The following is a 15372-nucleotide window of genomic DNA, read 5'->3' as shown; positions in this document are numbered from 1 at the left end:
CCATGGGAAAATATCGCGGCTGGCTAATTGCCATTTTGGTGTTGCTGATGGCCGCCACGTGGGTCATTGTGCGCACACCGGCTCGGCTGGGCTTAGATCTGCGGGGGGGTGCCCAACTGACGTTGCAGGTGCAAACAACGGATAAGGTGCCGCAAATTACACCCCAAGTGCTGGCCGCAGTTCAAGGGGTAGTGCAACGGCGGATTGATGGCTTGGGGGTTGCCGAAGCCGTGGTACAAACTGCTGGGGATGACAAGCTCTTGGTGCAATTGCCGGGAGTGACCGATCCTGAGCAGGCGGAACGGATTCTCAAGGGGACGGCACAACTGCTCTTTGCCGCCCAGAAGCCGGGCACAGAGACCCAATTGCAAATTGAGCGGCAACTGCAGTCGCAACTGCTCTTGGAACAGGCGCAACTCTTGGCGGAGCAGGCTCAAAATGCCAATAATCCTGAAGCCCAGAAGGAGATTGAGGCGAAGCTGGCCAAAAACCGTGAATCCCTTGAAAAAAGCCAGCAGGCGATCGCCAGCCTCTTTACGCCCTCGGATTTGACAGGAGCAATGCTCAAGGAAGCCTTTGCCAGTCCCGTCGCCCCCGGATCCCCCAACTGGAGTGTGATTGTCCGCTTTGACAGCCAAGGGGCTGAACTTTTTGCCCAACTGACCAAAGAGATTGCTGGCACGGGACGCAGCCTTGGGATTTTTCTTGACGATCGCCTGATTAGCGCGCCAACGGTGGCGGTGGAATATGCTGAAACGGGGATTGTTGGCGGAAGTGCGGAGATTTCTGGTGGCTTCACTGCCCAGAGTGCCAATGATTTAGCGATTCAGTTGCAAGGGGGGGCGCTGCCCGTTCCCCTAGAGGTGGTGGAAAACCGCACGGTGGGGGCTTCGCTGGGTCAAGATAGCATTCGTGACAGCCTCTATGCCGGTTTGGCAGGCTTGGTGCTGGTGCTGATCTTTATGGTGGCCTACTACCGCCTGCCGGGATTGATTGCCGATATTGCGCTAATTCTCTACGCCATCTTTACCTATGCAGCGTTTTTGCTGTTTGGGGTGACGCTGACACTGCCGGGGATTGCGGGCTTTATTCTCAGTATTGGTATGGCGGTGGATGCCAATGTGCTGATTTTTGAGCGCACCCGCGAGGAGTTACGGGCGGGGAAAACCCTCTACCGTTCCGTTGAATCGGGGTTCGATCGCGCCTTTGCCAGTATTCTCGATAGTAATGTCACCACCTTGATTGCCTGTGCTGCCCTCTTTGCCTTGGGGACAGGGTTTGTGCGCGGTTTTGCCGTGACCCTTGCCATCGGCATTGGCATTAGTATGTTTACGGCGCTGACCTGTAGTCGCACGTTCCTGTTTTACGCCATTAGCATTCCCAGTCTGCGTAAGCCCAATTGGTTCTGTCCAAAACTGGAGAGCTTGCGATGAGCTTTAGTGTCAATCGCCAGCGATCGCTCTGGTGGGGGTTATCCTTGGTGGTCATTCTCAGTGGCCTTGGGGCAATGGCCATCTCTTGGGCATCCCTAGGGAGTCCCCTACGGTTGGGCTTGGATTTCATCGGTGGCACACGGCTGCAATTTGAACTGGCCTGTAGCGCTATGCAGACCTGTTCTCAGCCGATAGATATTGATGCGGTGCGTCAAGTGCTCAACCAACAGGGATTGGGCAACAGCAGTCTGCAAATTATTGATCAGGACGGGGTGAGTATTCGGACTGTGCCCCTCGATGTGGATCAGCGCACCCGCCTCAGTGATGCCCTTGCCCAAAAATTGGGTGACTTTGACCCCCAGAAAACGCAGATTGAGACCGTTGGCCCCACCCTTGGGGAAGAAATCCTGCGATCGGGGTTGCTGGCGCTACTGGTGTCGTTTATTGGCATTACGATTTATCTCACGCTGCGCTTCCAGTTTGACTATGCCTGTTTTGCCCTTGTCGCCCTTGTCCATGATGTGTTGCTGACAACGGGGGTCTTTGCCATTTTGGGACTCGTGGCAGGGGTGGAAATTGATAGCCTCTTTATTGTGGCGCTGCTCACGATCATTGGCTTCTCTGTGAACGATACGGTGGTCATCTATGATCGCGTGCGCGAAACCCTGAAGCTCAATCCTGACCTTGGCATTAAAGAGGTGGTGGATCAGGCGGTTGTCCAAACCCTCGGCCGCTCGATTAATACCACCCTAACAACCCTCCTGCCCCTGATTACGATCTTCATCTTTGGCGGTGACACGCTGCGCTACTTTGCCCTAGCGCTGATCATTGGTTTCACGACGGGAGCCTATTCCAGTATTTTTATTGCCAGTACCCTCCTTGCTTGGTGGCGCGATCGCCAGCCGCCTCGTCCCGCCACGAATACACTGGAGACAACGCCTACGCCCTAACTGGTTGTGCTCATTCCCCTTACCCAAGAAAAAGTCCGTCAATTGGTGCCACTGGTGGCCACGGGTTCCCAGTATCGCTATGTTTGGGGCAAACTTCAGGACTTTCTGCGACGCTTAACCTTCTCTGTGGTAGCAGTGGCCATTGTCGCCTTTGGTTTGAATTTTTTAGGGGATAGCACCCAACTCGTTTTGGGTCTGATTGCAGGTCTCTATTGGCTCTGGGCACCGGCAGTGTTGGCCTCATTTCGCAATCGTCGCCATCGGCGGTTTCCCTATGGGGGCTTTTGGCGCGGGCGCGTCTTGGATGTCTATGTTACTGAAGAATTGGTGGGCAAAGAGGAGACGGTGAACGACAAGGGGCAACTGGTGATTATCGAGAACCGTGAACGCTGCTTAAATCTGGAGATTGGTGATAAAACCGGCTTTGAAACCAGAGTGCAGGCCAAGTTACTGCGTCAACATCGAGGGATTCGCCCCGGCGATGTAGCGGAAATGCTGGTTCTCTCCCGTCGCCCTGATCTGGCAGAGATGGAACTGATTTCTGAAGTCTTCCTGCCCCGCCATCGCCTTTGGATTGGCACCTACCCGATTTTGCAGCGGGATGCCTTTATTGATCTATCAGAAACACTGCGGCGCAAGGCGCGCTCACAATCCCCTCGGCAATCGCCCCGACCACGACGTTCCAGCCTGTGATACCTTAAAGGAAAGAAATAAAAGTTAACAATTTCCGAGATTCCCTTGACTGCCCTTACCTCCCCCTCGGTTTTTCCTGCGCTGCGCCTTGGCTCACGGCTGGCTTGGTTCCTCTTTGGCTTTGCCGCCTTCTTGGTCTCCATTCCCGTGTTTATTGAAGCGCCCCTCGTGCGGACACTGCCTTGGCTGAGTTTGGCTCTGACGCCGCTGCTGCTGGGTCTCAGTCTTTACCTCCAACGCCAACCCCACTACCGCTATTGGGGTGAGATGCTCTATGGATTTAGCTGGTGCTGGGGGGCAGGATCGCTCTACTGGGGGTGGTTGCGCTGGGAACCCCTGTGGCACTTGCCCATTGAGGCGCTACCCCTTCCGCTCATGCTCTGGCACCTACGGCAGCGGCAACAACTGGTGGGGGTGTTCTTTTTTTTGGGATCTTTTCTGGGCACCGCCATCACCGATGCCTACTTTTACCTGATTGACGTGATTCCCCATTGGCGAGCCATCATGTACCTTGAAGGGGATGTGATTTCAGTTCAGGAGATGCTGGCACAGGCGATCGCCCAAGCCCAGACCTTTAGTGGCCAGGTGTGGGGAGTTCTCTTGAGCCTGAGTTTACTCCTCATTGGTCTATTGCCCCTCTTTGAATCCCAGATTCGTCGTGGCTATCCCGCTGTTTTGCCCATGTGGGGATTTATGGGCGCTGTGTTGAGCACGCTCGTTGTTGATGGTCTCTTTGGCCTCACTGTTGGCCTAATATCTGTGGGTTAAAAGGGTGACGCTCTGTTAGCGCGAATGACTAAAATCAGCACAGAGGAATTCAACGGCAGCCATGGGCGTTTTTGCTCACCTTTGCTTAACGGGGTCGGCCTTTCTCTTTGCCCTTGAGGGCTATTATCGGCTGAAGTTAAAGGCAATGAAGGTGGCCAGCCCTAGCTCTATTCGTGAGTTACAGCAATGCCAGCAACAGGTGGCTCAGGAAATCGGTAGCGGCAGTTGGCGCGAGTACGTACAGGTGGTTGGCCAAGTCACCACGTCTCAACCCTTGCTCTCCGAACTCAAGCGCATTCCCTGTGTTTATTACAAAACGATTATCAGCCGCGAGTATAAAAAAGAAAGGAGCGATCGCGGCAATCGTCGAGAACACCACTCGGAAATCATTGGCCGCCACGAGCAGTCAGCCCTATTCTTTTTGCGAGATCACCAAGGGCAGATTGAGGTGAACCCCATTGGCGCTGAGATTGAGGCAGTGCAGGTCTTAGACGAGCTGCGGCCAGCGGATAAACCCCATTCTTTTTCGCTCTCACTGGGGTTTTTGTCATTGAATTGGCGCTTTGGCAATACTACAACCCTCGGCTATCGCTACCAGGAGTGGGTGTTGCCTTTGGGGCAGCCTGTCTCAGTGGTGGGCATGGCCTCAGATCAGGGGGGGGTTCTCCGCCTGCAAAAGCCGCAAAACAGGGGACAGAAATTCATCATTTCCCTGAGTTTTGAAGATCAGCTTAGCCAGCAGTACAAGCGGCAAAAACGAAAAATGACCTATGCTTCCCTGAGTGCCGCCCTCTGTGGTGTCTGTGGTCTAGTCTTGACCTTGTTTTAGTCAAGTTCTTGCTTCGGGTTGTTAGGTTGTACCCAGATGATCCGCCGCTGATTGGCGCCAATTAAATTGGCCTCCTCTTGGGCAATGCGCTGCCGTGCTTGGGGCTGGCGATCGCGCTCCTGTTCGAGTTGCAACTCCTTAACTCGTGCCTCCAGTTGCGCCACTTCTGCTTCGAGGGCATGGAGCTTTTGCAGTTGACTGAGTTGATAGGGCACTAGCTTGGCGATCGCCCCAAGGGCAAAAGCCAGCAGCACCAGATTCACTGCAATTTTGGCACCTGCTTCCCAGGCAATCGTGGGAATTTTTCGAAGAGAGTGAACCATGATTAAGCCGTAAACAGTGATTTGTCTATCAGTATCAAAAGAAATCTTGGAATTTGCAAGGGCGCAAGGTCGAATCGTCTTAACTCAGGATTTAGATTTTTCAATGCTGGTTGCTCTCAGCAGTGTGAGGCTACCCAGTCTAATTACCTTACCGTGATCCTCTGCCAAGCCCCGTACTGCGACTCAAAGACTGTTAGAGATTTTGCCATCCGTTGAAGCAGAACTCATAGCAGGTGCAGCCGTTACAATCAGTGATGATTCTATCTGCATCCGCCAACTGCCCATTCGATCTAAAAAGATCCATAAAAACTCTAGACTTGTGTAATGCCATCACAGGAGAGTAGGCTGAAAAATGGCAAAGTATGACGTTTTGTTGAGGATTCCATGCGGGTTTCCCTTCGCTGGCTACGGGAATTAGTGGCTGTTGATCTGGATGTGACGACTTTGGCCGATCGCCTGACGATGGCGGGGTTTGAAGTCGAAGAAATTGAAGATCGGCGCACATGGGCAGAAGGGGTTGTGGTGGGTCATATTTTGGCCTGTGAACCCCATCCCAATGCCCAAAAATTACGGGTCTGCCAGGTGGATGTGGGTCAAGGGGAACCCCGCACGATTGTCTGTGGGGCACCCAATGCCGCCGCAGGCTTGTATGTGCCGGTGGCACTACCGGGGGCATATCTGGCAAAAATTGATCTGAAAATTCGACCAGCAAAACTGCGAGGGGTGCAATCTGAGGGGATGATTTGCTCCCTTGCTGAGTTGGGGCTAAGCAAAGAGTCTGAGGGCATCCACACATTCGCTGATGCAGTAACCGTAGGGGAAGATGTACGTCCTCTCCTTGGCTTGGATGATGTGATTTTGCACCTGACCTCAACCGCCAACCGTGCGGATGCCCTGAGTATGGTGGGCATTGCCCGTGAAGTGGCCGCCCTTACTGGTGCTCCCCTGACGCTACCCGCCCCAAAGGCAATCGCCCCCAAAAAGTCCCGTGCTAAGGCACCCGTACAGCTTGCGATCGCTGACCCTCAGGCCTGTCCTGCCTACTGTGGCACCCTGATCACCAATGTCCAGATTGCCCCTTCACCCCTTTGGCTCCAGCAACGTTTAGAGGCTGCGGGTTTGCGAGCCATCAATAATGTGGTGGATATCACCAACTACATCCTGCTGAAGTGGGGGCAACCCCTCCATGCCTTTGATTGGGATCGGCTGCAAGGGGTTGCTGCCCAAACCCCAGTGAGCGTCGGCGTGCGCTTGGCCAAGGCTGGGGAAACGCTGAAAACCCTCGATGGTGAACTGCGGGTGCTGAGTGCCGACAATCTCGTGATTACCGCCGCAGATGTGCCCGTTGCCCTTGCTGGGGTAATGGGGGGCGAAGAAACTGAGGTTGATGAGGGGACGCAGAATGTCTTCCTTGAGGCGGCCCTCTTTGCCAGTCCGGTGATTCGACGATCAGCTCGCGCCCAAGGATTGCGCACGGAAGCTTCGGCTCGCTATGAACGGGGGGTGAACCCCGCAGAACTAGAGGCGGCCATCGCTGAGGCGATCGCCCTATTGACTGAGGTGGCTCAAGGGACAGTGACCTACACAACACTGGCAGATCAGCGTCCGCCCCTTGAACGTACCCTCACTCTGCGGCTGGAACAAGTGCATCGGCTCTTGGGAGCCGTGGTTGCTGATGAAGCGGAGAGCGAGGAACTCGCCTATTTGGATGCAGAGACCGTTGAAGAGCTACTCAGCCGCCTTGGCTTTCACCTCAGCCCTCAAGAAACCTTTGAGGACGAGTTAGTGGTCTGGTCGGTGACGGTGCCCCCCTACCGCTTTCGTGATATTGAGCGGGAGGTGGATCTCATTGAGGAGATTGCGCGGCTCTACGGTTACGACCGCTTTGAGGAAACCTTGCCAGCTCAATCGGAATTGGGGGCACTGCCGCTGGAACTCACCCTACTGCGGGAGCTACGGGCGGCCTTTCGTGGAGCGGGTCTGACGGAATTGATGCACTATTCTTGGGTAAAAGGTGGCCAGCCCAACCAAGTGACCGTCGTGAATCCCCTAGTGGCGGAGTTTTCGTCGCTGCGTACGGATCTAATTACGGGTCTAGTGCAGGCCTTCCGCTACAACCAAGAACAGGGGAATCCGCCCCTCAATGGTTTTGAAATTGGCCGTGTTTTTGGTCAAGATGAGGAAGGTCTCTGGGAAAGCGATCGCCTTGGGGGCATCATCGGTGGCGATCCGTGGCAGGGTAAATGGGTGCGTCGCTCACAGCAAGCCCAACCCCTAACGTGGTATGAAGCCAAGGGGATTCTCGAGAGTGTCTTTCAGCGGTTTGGTTTGCAGGTGGAGTATCAGAGCGATCGCCAAGAAGAACGCTTGCATCCGGGGCGGACCGCGGCTCTTTGTTTGAATGGGGAACGGCTCGGTATTTTTGGCCAGTTACACCCGCAGTATGCGGCGACCCTCGACCTGCCGGCGGCGGTGTATGTCTTTGAACTGGAGCTGGAGGTACTCCTGAGTCACCTTGAGGAACGCTATCGCCAGATCATCTTTCAGCCCTTTTCAACCTATCCCGCCAGCGATCGCGACCTCGCCTTTTTTGCGCCGGCGGATCTGACAGTGGCAGAACTCAGCCGCACCATTTGGAAAGCTGCAGGCGGGCGCGACTCCCTCCTTGAGAGTGTCGAGCTCTTTGATGAGTACAGTGGCACTGGTGTCCCTGAAGGGCAGCGCAGTTTGGCCTTTCGCCTCACCTACCGCGCCAGCGATCGCACCCTCACCGAGGCCGAGGTGAATGAATTACATCAGCGCATTCGCGACAGCCTTGTGGAAAAATACGCCGTGACCCTCCGTAGCTAAGAAAGACCTATGAGTACAGTATTGACGACCGATTGGCAGCGCCTTGCTGATTTAGCTCTTGCCGATGAATGCCTCAGCCGCGATCAAGCCCGGGCGGTGTTACAAGCCCCGGAGACCGAACTTCTGAATCAACTGGCGGCGGCCTATCGGGTACGCTACCACTACTGGGGGAATCGAGTACGGCTGCACTATCTTCTCAATGCCCAAAGTGGTCTCTGCCCAGAGGACTGCCACTACTGCTCACAATCGAAAATCTCCACGGCTGAGATTGAAAAGTATCCCCTACTCTCGCAGGAAAAAATTCTTGCTGCTGCTGATCGCGCTGCCCAACTCAAGGCCGGTACGTTTTGCATGGTCATTTCTGGGCGATCGCCCAATGAAAAGGTCTTTGAGCAGGTACTTGCTGCTATTCAGGCAGTTAAGGAGCGCTATCCCCTGAAAATCTGTGCCTGCTTGGGCTTACTCACCGCTGAGCAAACGGCACGGCTGGCGGCAGCAGGCGTCGATCGCGTCAATCACAACCTAAATACCTCGGAAAACTTCCACGGCAAAATTTGTACCACTCACACCTTTAGCGATCGCGCCCAGACCTTAGCCAATATCCAAGCGGCTGGAATTACAACTTGCTCTGGCGGCATTTTGGGGATGGGGGAATCCGATGACGATGTCATTGATCTTGCCCTTTCCCTGCGGCAGCGTCAGGTCACCAGTGTACCAGTGAATTTTCTGATTCCCATTCCGGGGACACCCCTTGGCCAACAGCACAACCTCAATCCGCGCCACTGTTTACGGATTCTTGTGCTATTTCGTTTGCTCTTGCCGCGCCAAGAGATCCGCATTGCTGGTGGCCGCGAAGTGCATCTGCGATCGCTCCAACCCCTTGGCCTCTATGCCGCTAACTCTATTTTTGTCGGCGATTATCTGACCACTCCCGGCCAAGCCCCCCACCAAGACTGGCAAATGATAGCCGATGCTGGTTTTGTCCTTGAAGACCCCGAAGGACAGGCGATCGCCCCATAACATCTGCGCTGCGCATCGCTAAACTAGGGATTGGCGGCACTACTGTTGCGGAGTCTCCGATGGGCGTTTTTGGTGGCCTTTTGCTCATTGCGGCGATCGTCCTCTTTTTTGTCCAGCGCCACTATCGCCTAAAGCTCCGTAGTCTCAAGCTGGCCACGCCATCCACCACAGCGGATCTTCATCAGCTCCAACAGCAGGTGGCTCAAGAAATTGGCGGTGGCAACCTACGGGAATATGTGAAGGTCTCTGGTCAGATTGTTGTCGATCAACCCCTGATCTCGGAGTTAAAGCAGGTGCCCTGCGTCCATTACTCCATGTGTGTCAGCCGCGAGTATGAAGAACAGGTGCGCGAAACCGATGGGGAAGGCCGCACCCACTGGCGCACTGAACGCCGCTCCGACACGATTAGCAGCAATAGCCAGACCATTCCTTTCCGCGTGCGCGATCGCTACGGCGAGATTGAAGTCGATCCCCGGGGGGCTGACATGGAAACGATCCAAGTCCTCGATGAATTTCGACCGGCCAATCACACTGTCCGCCTTGGCTTTGGCAGCGTTCAGGTAAACGTGGGCAGCCTCACCTTTGGCAGTGGTAATACCATTGGTTATCGCTATGAGGAGTGGATCACGCCAGTAGATCGGCAGGTGTTGGTGGTGGGCACCGCCAGCGATCAAACGGGCACGCTGCGCCTTGAACGTCCCACCGTCAAGGGACAAAAGTTCTTTGTCTCCCTGAAATCAGAAGACAGCCTGAGTCAAGACACCAGCAATGCCGTGCTCTACTCAACCATTGGTGCTGCCGCCTGTGGTGGGTTGGGGGTTTTGTTGATCTTGGTGGGGTTGCTGTAGCAGTTCACTGAGGGCTAGCCAATCCTCGAGGCTGAGGGCTTCGGCGCGGCTATTCACATCTCGCCCCAACTGCAGCAGCGCTTGGCGCACTTGATCGGGTTCCACAAGGGACTTGAGGGCATTGGCCAGCATCTTACGGCGAGTGGCAAACCCCTGTTTCAGCAGGGTTTCTAGCCATTGGGGCGATCGCACCCTTGGCAGTGTCCCGTGGGGGCGCAGACAGATCACCACAGAATCCACCTTAGGCGGTGGCTGAAAGGCGCGGGGAGGCACCGCACACACCTTCTCACAGGTGGCCAGAAATTGCACCCGTACGGAAAGGGCGCCGTAGGCCTTGCTAGCGGGTGAGGCCATCAGGCGATCGCCAATTTCTTTTTGCACCAGTAGAACCAACCGCTCGAAGGCTGGCCGACGCGGTCGGGCAATACTGCCAAGCAGATGCCCCAGTAACGGCCCTGTAATGTTGTAGGGGATATTGGCCACCACTTTGTTGCACCCCAAGGGAGCTAAGTCCAGCCGCAGAATATCCCCCGCAATCAACTGAAACCGCTCACTGCCCAACTGCCGTTGCAATTGACCACAGAGATCCCGATCCAGTTCAACGGCAATTACCTCAGCACCGCTGGCGAGAAGAGGGCGAGTGAGGGCACCCCGACCGGGACCAATTTCTAGGACGCGATCGCCCGTGTGCAGTTCAGCCGCTGCAATGATCTGGGCTAACACTGATTCGCTGCGCAGCCAATGCTGGCCAAACCGTTTGCGGGCACGAATCACTTAGCGCGGCCCCAAGCCCACCGTGGGCGCATAGACCGCCTGATCCCCTAGTTCTGCCTCAATGCGCAACAGGCGATTGTACTTGGCAACTCGTTCACTGCGGCAGAGGGAACCAGTTTTAATTTGACCCGCACGGGTAGCTACAGCCAAATCCGCAATCGTGGTATCTTCGGTTTCCCCAGAGCGGTGGCTAATCACTGAGCGGTAGCCCTTGCGGGTTGCCAGATCAATGGTTTGCAGGGTTTCGGTTAACGACCCAATCTGATTGAGCTTAATCAGGATGGCATTGGCCACGCCATTGTCAATTCCCCGTTGCAAGCGCTTGGGATTGGTGACAAATAGATCATCCCCCACCAGTTGAATGCGACCACCAAGGGTTTCGGTCAAGAGTGCCCAGTTCTCCCAGTCCTCCTCCTGCAACCCGTCCTCAATCGAGACAATGGGATAGTTGCTCACCAGTTCTTCGTAGTAACGAATTAACTCAGGGCCGGTGCGGCTGGCATTATCAAACACATATTTGCCGTCTTTATAAAATTCATTGGCGGCAACATCGAGGGCAAGGGCAACGTCAGTGCCGGGGGTGTAACCTGCTGTTTCAATCGCCTGAAGCAAAATATCCAAGGCCGCTTGGTTGGAATCGAGGTTAGGCGCAAAGCCCCCTTCATCCCCCACACCGGTCAGTAACCCCTTATCCGCCAGCACCTTACTCAGAGCAGCAAAAACCTCTGCCCCCCAGCGCAGCCCCTCTCGAAAACTAGGGGCACCAATGGGCATGATCATAAATTCTTGAAAGTCAATGTTGTTGGCTGCGTGGGCACCACCGTTAATGACATTCATCATTGGTACAGGCAGCACATTGGCCAGCGGCCCGCCCAAATAACGGTAGAGGGGTTGACCGAGATATTCTGCGGCTGCTTTAGCCGTAGCAAGGGAAACCGCAAGAATGGCATTGGCACCGAGGTTGGATTTGTTCTCACTGCCATCCAGTTCCAAGAGGCACTGGTCAATCACCGTCTGATCAAGGGCGTTGAGATCCACAAGGGCACTGAGAATCTTGGTTTCAATGTTTTCCACCGCTGTGAGGACACCTTTGCCACCGTAGCGCTTGGGATCGCCGTCCCGCAGTTCATGGGCTTCAAAACTCCCTGTTGAGGCACCACTAGGAACCTGCGCCAGTCCAACAATGCCACAATCCAGTTCAACTTCTGCTTCTACCGTGGGGCGCCCCCGCGAGTCGAGAATTTCGCGGGCACGAATCGTTGCGATCGCCGTATCCATCATCTGCTTATCCTCAATATGCAGCTAGATTGTACGATAGATGCCCGATAAAACTGAAATGGCTTAAGGATGACCTAAGCTATAAAGTGTCCTGTATTGCATTGCGTTTCTTGTCTGAGACTGGTTTAATTTGAGTCAACTTTGGTCTATATCATCCACAATTTGGGGGGAATGATTACTTAGACCTTTAGTCAGCTTCACTTGCCCGACCATTCGTAGGAATCCATCATGACCACTATTGCCCGAAGTTGTTCCCCGCAGTCTGAGATACCTGCCCGCCCTATCACTACCGAGGCCGTTCACTATCAGGTTGTGCATTGGATTAGGGGTCGCTTTCGGATTCGCATTCCGCGGTTGGGCTTTGATGCAGAATATGGGGCACGGCTGCTCTACATTGTTGGCAGTTTACCCGCAGTGACAACCGCACGCATTAACCCCCCTGCCCGCTCCCTTGTGGTGGAATATAACCCCAAGCTTTTTGGGGAAGCCCTAGCAACGATTCAGGGGCAAATTTTTGAGTCGATTCAAGTGGCGGCCAATCCAGACCTTCCCGCCCTCAGTACTGAGAGGGCCACCCCTGCGACTGAAGCTCACGAAATTAACTATTGGGAACGCTTGGGCTTACCGGCGCTGGGTTTGGGGTTGAGTGTGGCCTCCCTGATGGGGGTACCGATTCCCGGCTATGTGATTGCCAGTGTGGTGATTGCCGGGGCAATGCCGGTGTTTCAGCGAGCATGGGAAGCGATTCAGGAGGAAAAACAGTTAACGATTGACTTCCTCGATGGGTTGGCAATTTCCCTCCACACTATGCAAGGACACTATTTTGCTCCCTCCTTTATGCTGGGTTTGATTGAGGGGGGGGAAGTGATCCGCGACCTCACGGCACGGGGATCGGAGCGGGCGAACCTTGATTTGCTCGACTGTCTGGGCAAAACCGCCTTTGTGGAACGGGATGGCTTTGAGGTGGAGGTGGCAGTCAAGGATCTCGTGGAGGGCGATCGCGTGGTCGTCTATCCGGGGGATCAAATTCCCGTTGATGGCATTATTTTGCGGGGCACAGGCCTGATTGATCAGTGCAAACTCACGGGCGAGTCCGTACCGGTAACGCGCACTGAGGGGATGGAGGTTTTTGCTTCGACCCTACTGGTGGATGGTCAGTTGGTGATCTTAGCGGAGCGGGTGGGTCACAATACCCGTGCGGGCGTGATTGTCGGTTTAATGCAGTCGGCACCGGTGCATGACACTCGCATTGAAAACTATGCGGCTGCTGTCGCTAACCAGATGGTGGTGCCTACCTTGGCCATTGGGGCAGGAGTGGGTTTGCTTTCTGGGGATTTGAATCGGGCGATCGCCCTGCTGACCCTTGACCTCGGTACGGGGATTCGGGTCTCAGTACCCACCACGATTTTGTCGGCCCTCACCTATGCGGCCCAACATGGCGTTCTCATTCGCAGTGGCCGGGCGGTTGAAAAACTGGCGCAAATTGACACGATTGTTTTTGATAAAACAGGCACCCTCACCCAAGGCCATGCTGGCGTGACGGATATTAAAGTCATGGATCGACGCTTCAGCGCCGATGACATCCTCAGTATGGCCGCCAGTGCTGAGCAGGGACTCACTCACCCTGTGGCTGAAGCCATTGTCCGCCATGCCCGCGCAACCCATCAGCCCCTCTTTGACTGTGAAGACTGGGAATACCGCGTTGGCCTCGGTGTGGCCACAAAAGTGCGGGGTGTGGATCTGCGAGTGGGCAGCCGCCGCATGATGGAGCAGGAAAACATTTGCCTAGTTGATCTCAATGAACGCTTCCCCGATCTCGATTCTGGGCGGGCTTCGATTGTCTATGTGGCCGGGGATGGGCGTTTGATTGGGGTGATTCTCTACAGCGACCCGATCCGCAATGAAAGTCCCGAAGTCATCCGTGAACTCAAGGGGGCGGGCATTACTCCCCATATGCTGACGGGTGACATTGGCCGCGTTGCCCGTGCGGTGGCCAAAGACTTAGGGATTGCTCCCAACAATATCTACGCCGAAGCCTTTCCGGAAAAGAAAGTGGAGGTGGTGCGTGCCCTCCATGACAGCGGTAAAGTGGTGGCTTTTTGTGGGGATGGCATCAATGACTCCGCCGCTCTTGCCTATGCCGATGTCTCTATTTCCTTTGCAGGGGCAACGGATATTGCCCGTGAAACCGCAGATGTGGTGCTGATGGAGGATGATCTGCGGGGACTGACCCTTGCCATTCGCATTGCCAAGCAGGCAATGGAGATTGTCTGGCAAAATACAGCAATCGTTGCTATTCCCAATATCGGTGCTCTGCTGTCGGGGGTGTTCTTTGCCCTTGACCCGATTTTGGCGGTGGTCATTAACAACGGCACAGCTATCCTAGCGGAGTTGAATGGGTTGCGTCCCTTAGTAGGTCCCGGTGGCTCCTTGCCCTTACCGCCCGTCAAAGACACGCAGGAATTTCTCGCCGAATGGGAAGCCACCCACCCCGATCATCCGGTGCAGCATATTCCGCCGAAAGCCACTGGTGCTCAGGCTGAGTCTTCGCGGTTGGCTGGATAAGCAAGGGCGGCCAATTCACGGCGGCTGAGGGGGCGAACGGCTCTGGGGCGAAGATTGCCGAGGTGAACCGGACCGATCGCGATCCGTTGCAGGGCAACAACAGGATAACCAAGCTGATCGGCCACACGGCGAATCTGGCGGTTGCGGCCTTCGTGCAGGATGATTTCTAAGAGGGAGCGATCGCCCTCACTGCGCAGGAGCTGAACCGCTGCCGGTAACGTCATTACCCCGTCCAAGGGAACCCCTTGTCGCCATCTTTGTAACACCTTTTCTGGCGGCTGTCCCTGCACCCAAACGCGGTAGGTTTTGGGGATGTGATGGCGGGGGTGACTGAGATAGTAGGTGAAAGCCCCATCATTGGTAAGCAGCAGCGCACCACTGGAGTCGGCATCTAAACGACCCACAGGATGTAGCCCCCCCACGCCCTGATACAGCGGCGGCAATAGATCCAGAACCGTGGTTCGACCTTGGGGATCGTGACAGGTACAGACAACCCCCCTGGGTTTATGGAGGAGCAGATAGAGCCGATGGGGTGGGCGGGGTGGGTTCAGGGATTGTCCTCTGTATTCAATGCGATCGCGCCTTGGGTCGACTTTGTCCCCCAGTTGTGCCCGCTGACCATTCACAAAGACCTGACCGCTGCGAATGAGTATTTCCGCATGGCGTCGCGAGGCCACTCCCCAATGGGCAAGGACTTTTTGTAATCGCTCAGTCGTCATAGGGGCTATAGTTGCTTTCCAGGATGTGGTGGCACTTTTGAGGGAAATCTCTATGGCAGACGGTTGCCCGGTAGTTGCCAATCCCGCAGCAAACTTGATAGAAAAGAACTGTTTAATCCTTACCTATTTTTTATTATCTGCCGTGAGGAGTTCTATGAAATCTCTTTACAAACTTGCCGCCTTAGGCTTAATTTTAGTTGGTTTTTCTGCGACACTGGTTGCCTGTGGGGGTGGCGGTGGCACGACCGATAACCAAACACCCACGCCATCTCCAAGTCCGCAAACCCCAGGGCAGTAGTTCCCTCTCATCCCTAGTAGCATA

15 protein-coding genes are annotated in these 15372 nt (G+C 55.1%); 11 read left to right on the top strand and 4 right to left on the bottom strand.

What is annotated here, in order from left to right:
• The first annotated feature begins 2 nt into the window (after positions 1-2).
• The 5 genes from secD (at position 3) to IGQ15_RS05125 (ending at position 4673) form a co-directional block, all read left to right on the top strand.
• Positions 3-1433 carry a protein translocase subunit SecD gene (gene secD / locus IGQ15_RS05145; protein ID WP_297049275.1) on the top strand — a complete coding sequence of 477 codons (1431 nt, stop codon included), beginning with the start codon at positions 3-5 and terminating at the stop codon, positions 1431-1433.
• Positions 1430-2383, top strand: a complete 954-nt coding sequence (gene secF / locus IGQ15_RS05140; protein WP_297049273.1) for a protein translocase subunit SecF — start codon at positions 1430-1432, stop codon at positions 2381-2383. Before secD ends, secF begins: the two co-directional genes overlap by 4 nt.
• 6 nt (positions 2384-2389) lie before the next feature.
• Positions 2390-3076 (top strand): phosphate ABC transporter permease, encoded by a 687-nt coding sequence (locus IGQ15_RS05135; protein ID WP_297049271.1) that lies wholly within the window; start codon positions 2390-2392, stop codon positions 3074-3076.
• Positions 3077-3121: 45 nt separating this feature from the next.
• Entirely contained in the window at positions 3122-3844 is a 723-nt protein-coding gene (locus tag IGQ15_RS05130) for a DUF3120 domain-containing protein (RefSeq protein WP_297049270.1), read from the top strand.
• A 61-nt stretch (positions 3845-3905) separates the two neighbouring features.
• Positions 3906-4673, top strand: a complete 768-nt coding sequence (locus IGQ15_RS05125; protein WP_297049267.1) for an E3 ubiquitin ligase family protein — start codon at positions 3906-3908, stop codon at positions 4671-4673.
• Here the strand turns inward: IGQ15_RS05125 and IGQ15_RS05120 are convergent.
• The gene (locus tag IGQ15_RS05120) at positions 4670-4996 is read right to left on the bottom strand and encodes a hypothetical protein (protein ID WP_297049264.1); all 327 of its coding nucleotides are present in this window, start codon (positions 4994-4996) and stop codon (positions 4670-4672) included. The genes IGQ15_RS05125 and IGQ15_RS05120 overlap by 4 nt on opposite strands.
• A 16-nt stretch (positions 4997-5012) precedes the next feature.
• On the opposite strand from IGQ15_RS05120, the gene IGQ15_RS12020 reads away from it, so the two are divergent.
• From IGQ15_RS12020 to IGQ15_RS05105, 4 genes are all read left to right on the top strand, one after another.
• Entirely contained in the window at positions 5013-5153 is a 141-nt protein-coding gene (locus tag IGQ15_RS12020; protein ID WP_363315792.1) for a DUF5615 family PIN-like protein, read from the top strand.
• Positions 5154-5380: 227 nt separating this feature from the next.
• A complete protein-coding gene (gene pheT, locus IGQ15_RS05115; protein ID WP_297049261.1) occupies positions 5381-7846 on the top strand; it encodes a phenylalanine--tRNA ligase subunit beta in 2466 nt (821 codons plus the stop codon).
• A 9-nt stretch (positions 7847-7855) separates the two neighbouring features.
• Positions 7856-8866 carry a biotin synthase BioB gene (gene bioB, locus IGQ15_RS05110; protein ID WP_297049259.1) on the top strand — a complete coding sequence of 337 codons (1011 nt, stop codon included), beginning with the start codon at positions 7856-7858 and terminating at the stop codon, positions 8864-8866.
• 59 nt (positions 8867-8925) lie between these two features.
• A complete protein-coding gene (locus tag IGQ15_RS05105) occupies positions 8926-9714 on the top strand; it encodes an E3 ubiquitin ligase family protein (protein ID WP_297049256.1) in 789 nt (262 codons plus the stop codon).
• Here IGQ15_RS05105 and rsmA read toward each other — a convergent pair.
• Positions 9649-10485: a 16S rRNA (adenine(1518)-N(6)/adenine(1519)-N(6))-dimethyltransferase RsmA gene (gene rsmA, locus IGQ15_RS05100; RefSeq protein ID WP_363315793.1), complete on the bottom strand. Its 837-nt coding sequence runs from the start codon at positions 10483-10485 to the stop codon at positions 9649-9651. The genes IGQ15_RS05105 and rsmA overlap by 66 nt on opposite strands.
• A gap of 3 nt (positions 10486-10488) precedes the next feature.
• On the bottom strand, positions 10489-11769 hold the full coding sequence (eno, locus tag IGQ15_RS05095) for a phosphopyruvate hydratase (RefSeq protein ID WP_297049249.1): 1281 nt from the start codon (positions 11767-11769) through the stop codon (positions 10489-10491).
• A 225-nt stretch (positions 11770-11994) separates the two neighbouring features.
• Between eno and IGQ15_RS05090 the strand changes: the two genes are divergently transcribed.
• Positions 11995-14331 (top strand): heavy metal translocating P-type ATPase, encoded by a 2337-nt coding sequence (locus IGQ15_RS05090; RefSeq protein WP_297049247.1) that lies wholly within the window; start codon positions 11995-11997, stop codon positions 14329-14331.
• Here IGQ15_RS05090 and IGQ15_RS05085 read toward each other — a convergent pair.
• Positions 14301-15050: a pseudouridine synthase gene (locus tag IGQ15_RS05085; protein WP_297049244.1), complete on the bottom strand. Its 750-nt coding sequence runs from the start codon at positions 15048-15050 to the stop codon at positions 14301-14303. The genes IGQ15_RS05090 and IGQ15_RS05085 overlap by 31 nt on opposite strands.
• 52 nt (positions 15051-15102) lie before the next feature.
• Here IGQ15_RS05085 and IGQ15_RS05080 point away from each other — a divergent pair, with 52 nt between their 5' ends.
• The gene (locus tag IGQ15_RS05080) at positions 15103-15348 is read left to right on the top strand and encodes a hypothetical protein (RefSeq protein WP_297049241.1); all 246 of its coding nucleotides are present in this window, start codon (positions 15103-15105) and stop codon (positions 15346-15348) included.
• Positions 15349-15372 lie beyond the last annotated feature (24 nt).

Source organism: Thermosynechococcus sp. M98_K2018_005 (assembly GCF_015295825.1).
Classification (GTDB): Bacteria; Cyanobacteriota; Cyanobacteriia; order Thermosynechococcales; family Thermosynechococcaceae; genus Thermosynechococcus.
The sequence above is the reverse complement of the archived record's forward strand: the minus strand, read 5'-3'. Positions and strand labels throughout refer to the sequence as shown.

What these genes read in the sequence shown, in the direction of transcription:
- secD (WP_297049275.1), top strand. Translation starts at nt 3, where the DNA reads ATGGGAAAATATCGCGGCTGGCTAATTGCCATTTTGGTGTTGCTGATG.
- secF (WP_297049273.1), top strand. Translation starts at nt 1,430, where the DNA reads ATGAGCTTTAGTGTCAATCGCCAGCGATCGCTCTGGTGGGGGTTATCC.
- IGQ15_RS05125 (WP_297049267.1), top strand. Translation starts at nt 3,906, where the DNA reads ATGGGCGTTTTTGCTCACCTTTGCTTAACGGGGTCGGCCTTTCTCTTT.
- IGQ15_RS05120 (WP_297049264.1), bottom strand. Translation starts at nt 4,996, where the DNA reads ATGGTTCACTCTCTTCGAAAAATTCCCACGATTGCCTGGGAAGCAGGT.
- pheT (WP_297049261.1), top strand. Translation starts at nt 5,381, where the DNA reads ATGCGGGTTTCCCTTCGCTGGCTACGGGAATTAGTGGCTGTTGATCTG.
- bioB (WP_297049259.1), top strand. Translation starts at nt 7,856, where the DNA reads ATGAGTACAGTATTGACGACCGATTGGCAGCGCCTTGCTGATTTAGCT.
- IGQ15_RS05105 (WP_297049256.1), top strand. Translation starts at nt 8,926, where the DNA reads ATGGGCGTTTTTGGTGGCCTTTTGCTCATTGCGGCGATCGTCCTCTTT.
- eno (WP_297049249.1), bottom strand. Translation starts at nt 11,769, where the DNA reads ATGATGGATACGGCGATCGCAACGATTCGTGCCCGCGAAATTCTCGAC.
- IGQ15_RS05090 (WP_297049247.1), top strand. Translation starts at nt 11,995, where the DNA reads ATGACCACTATTGCCCGAAGTTGTTCCCCGCAGTCTGAGATACCTGCC.
- IGQ15_RS05085 (WP_297049244.1), bottom strand. Translation starts at nt 15,050, where the DNA reads ATGACGACTGAGCGATTACAAAAAGTCCTTGCCCATTGGGGAGTGGCC.
- IGQ15_RS05080 (WP_297049241.1), top strand. Translation starts at nt 15,103, where the DNA reads ATGGCAGACGGTTGCCCGGTAGTTGCCAATCCCGCAGCAAACTTGATA.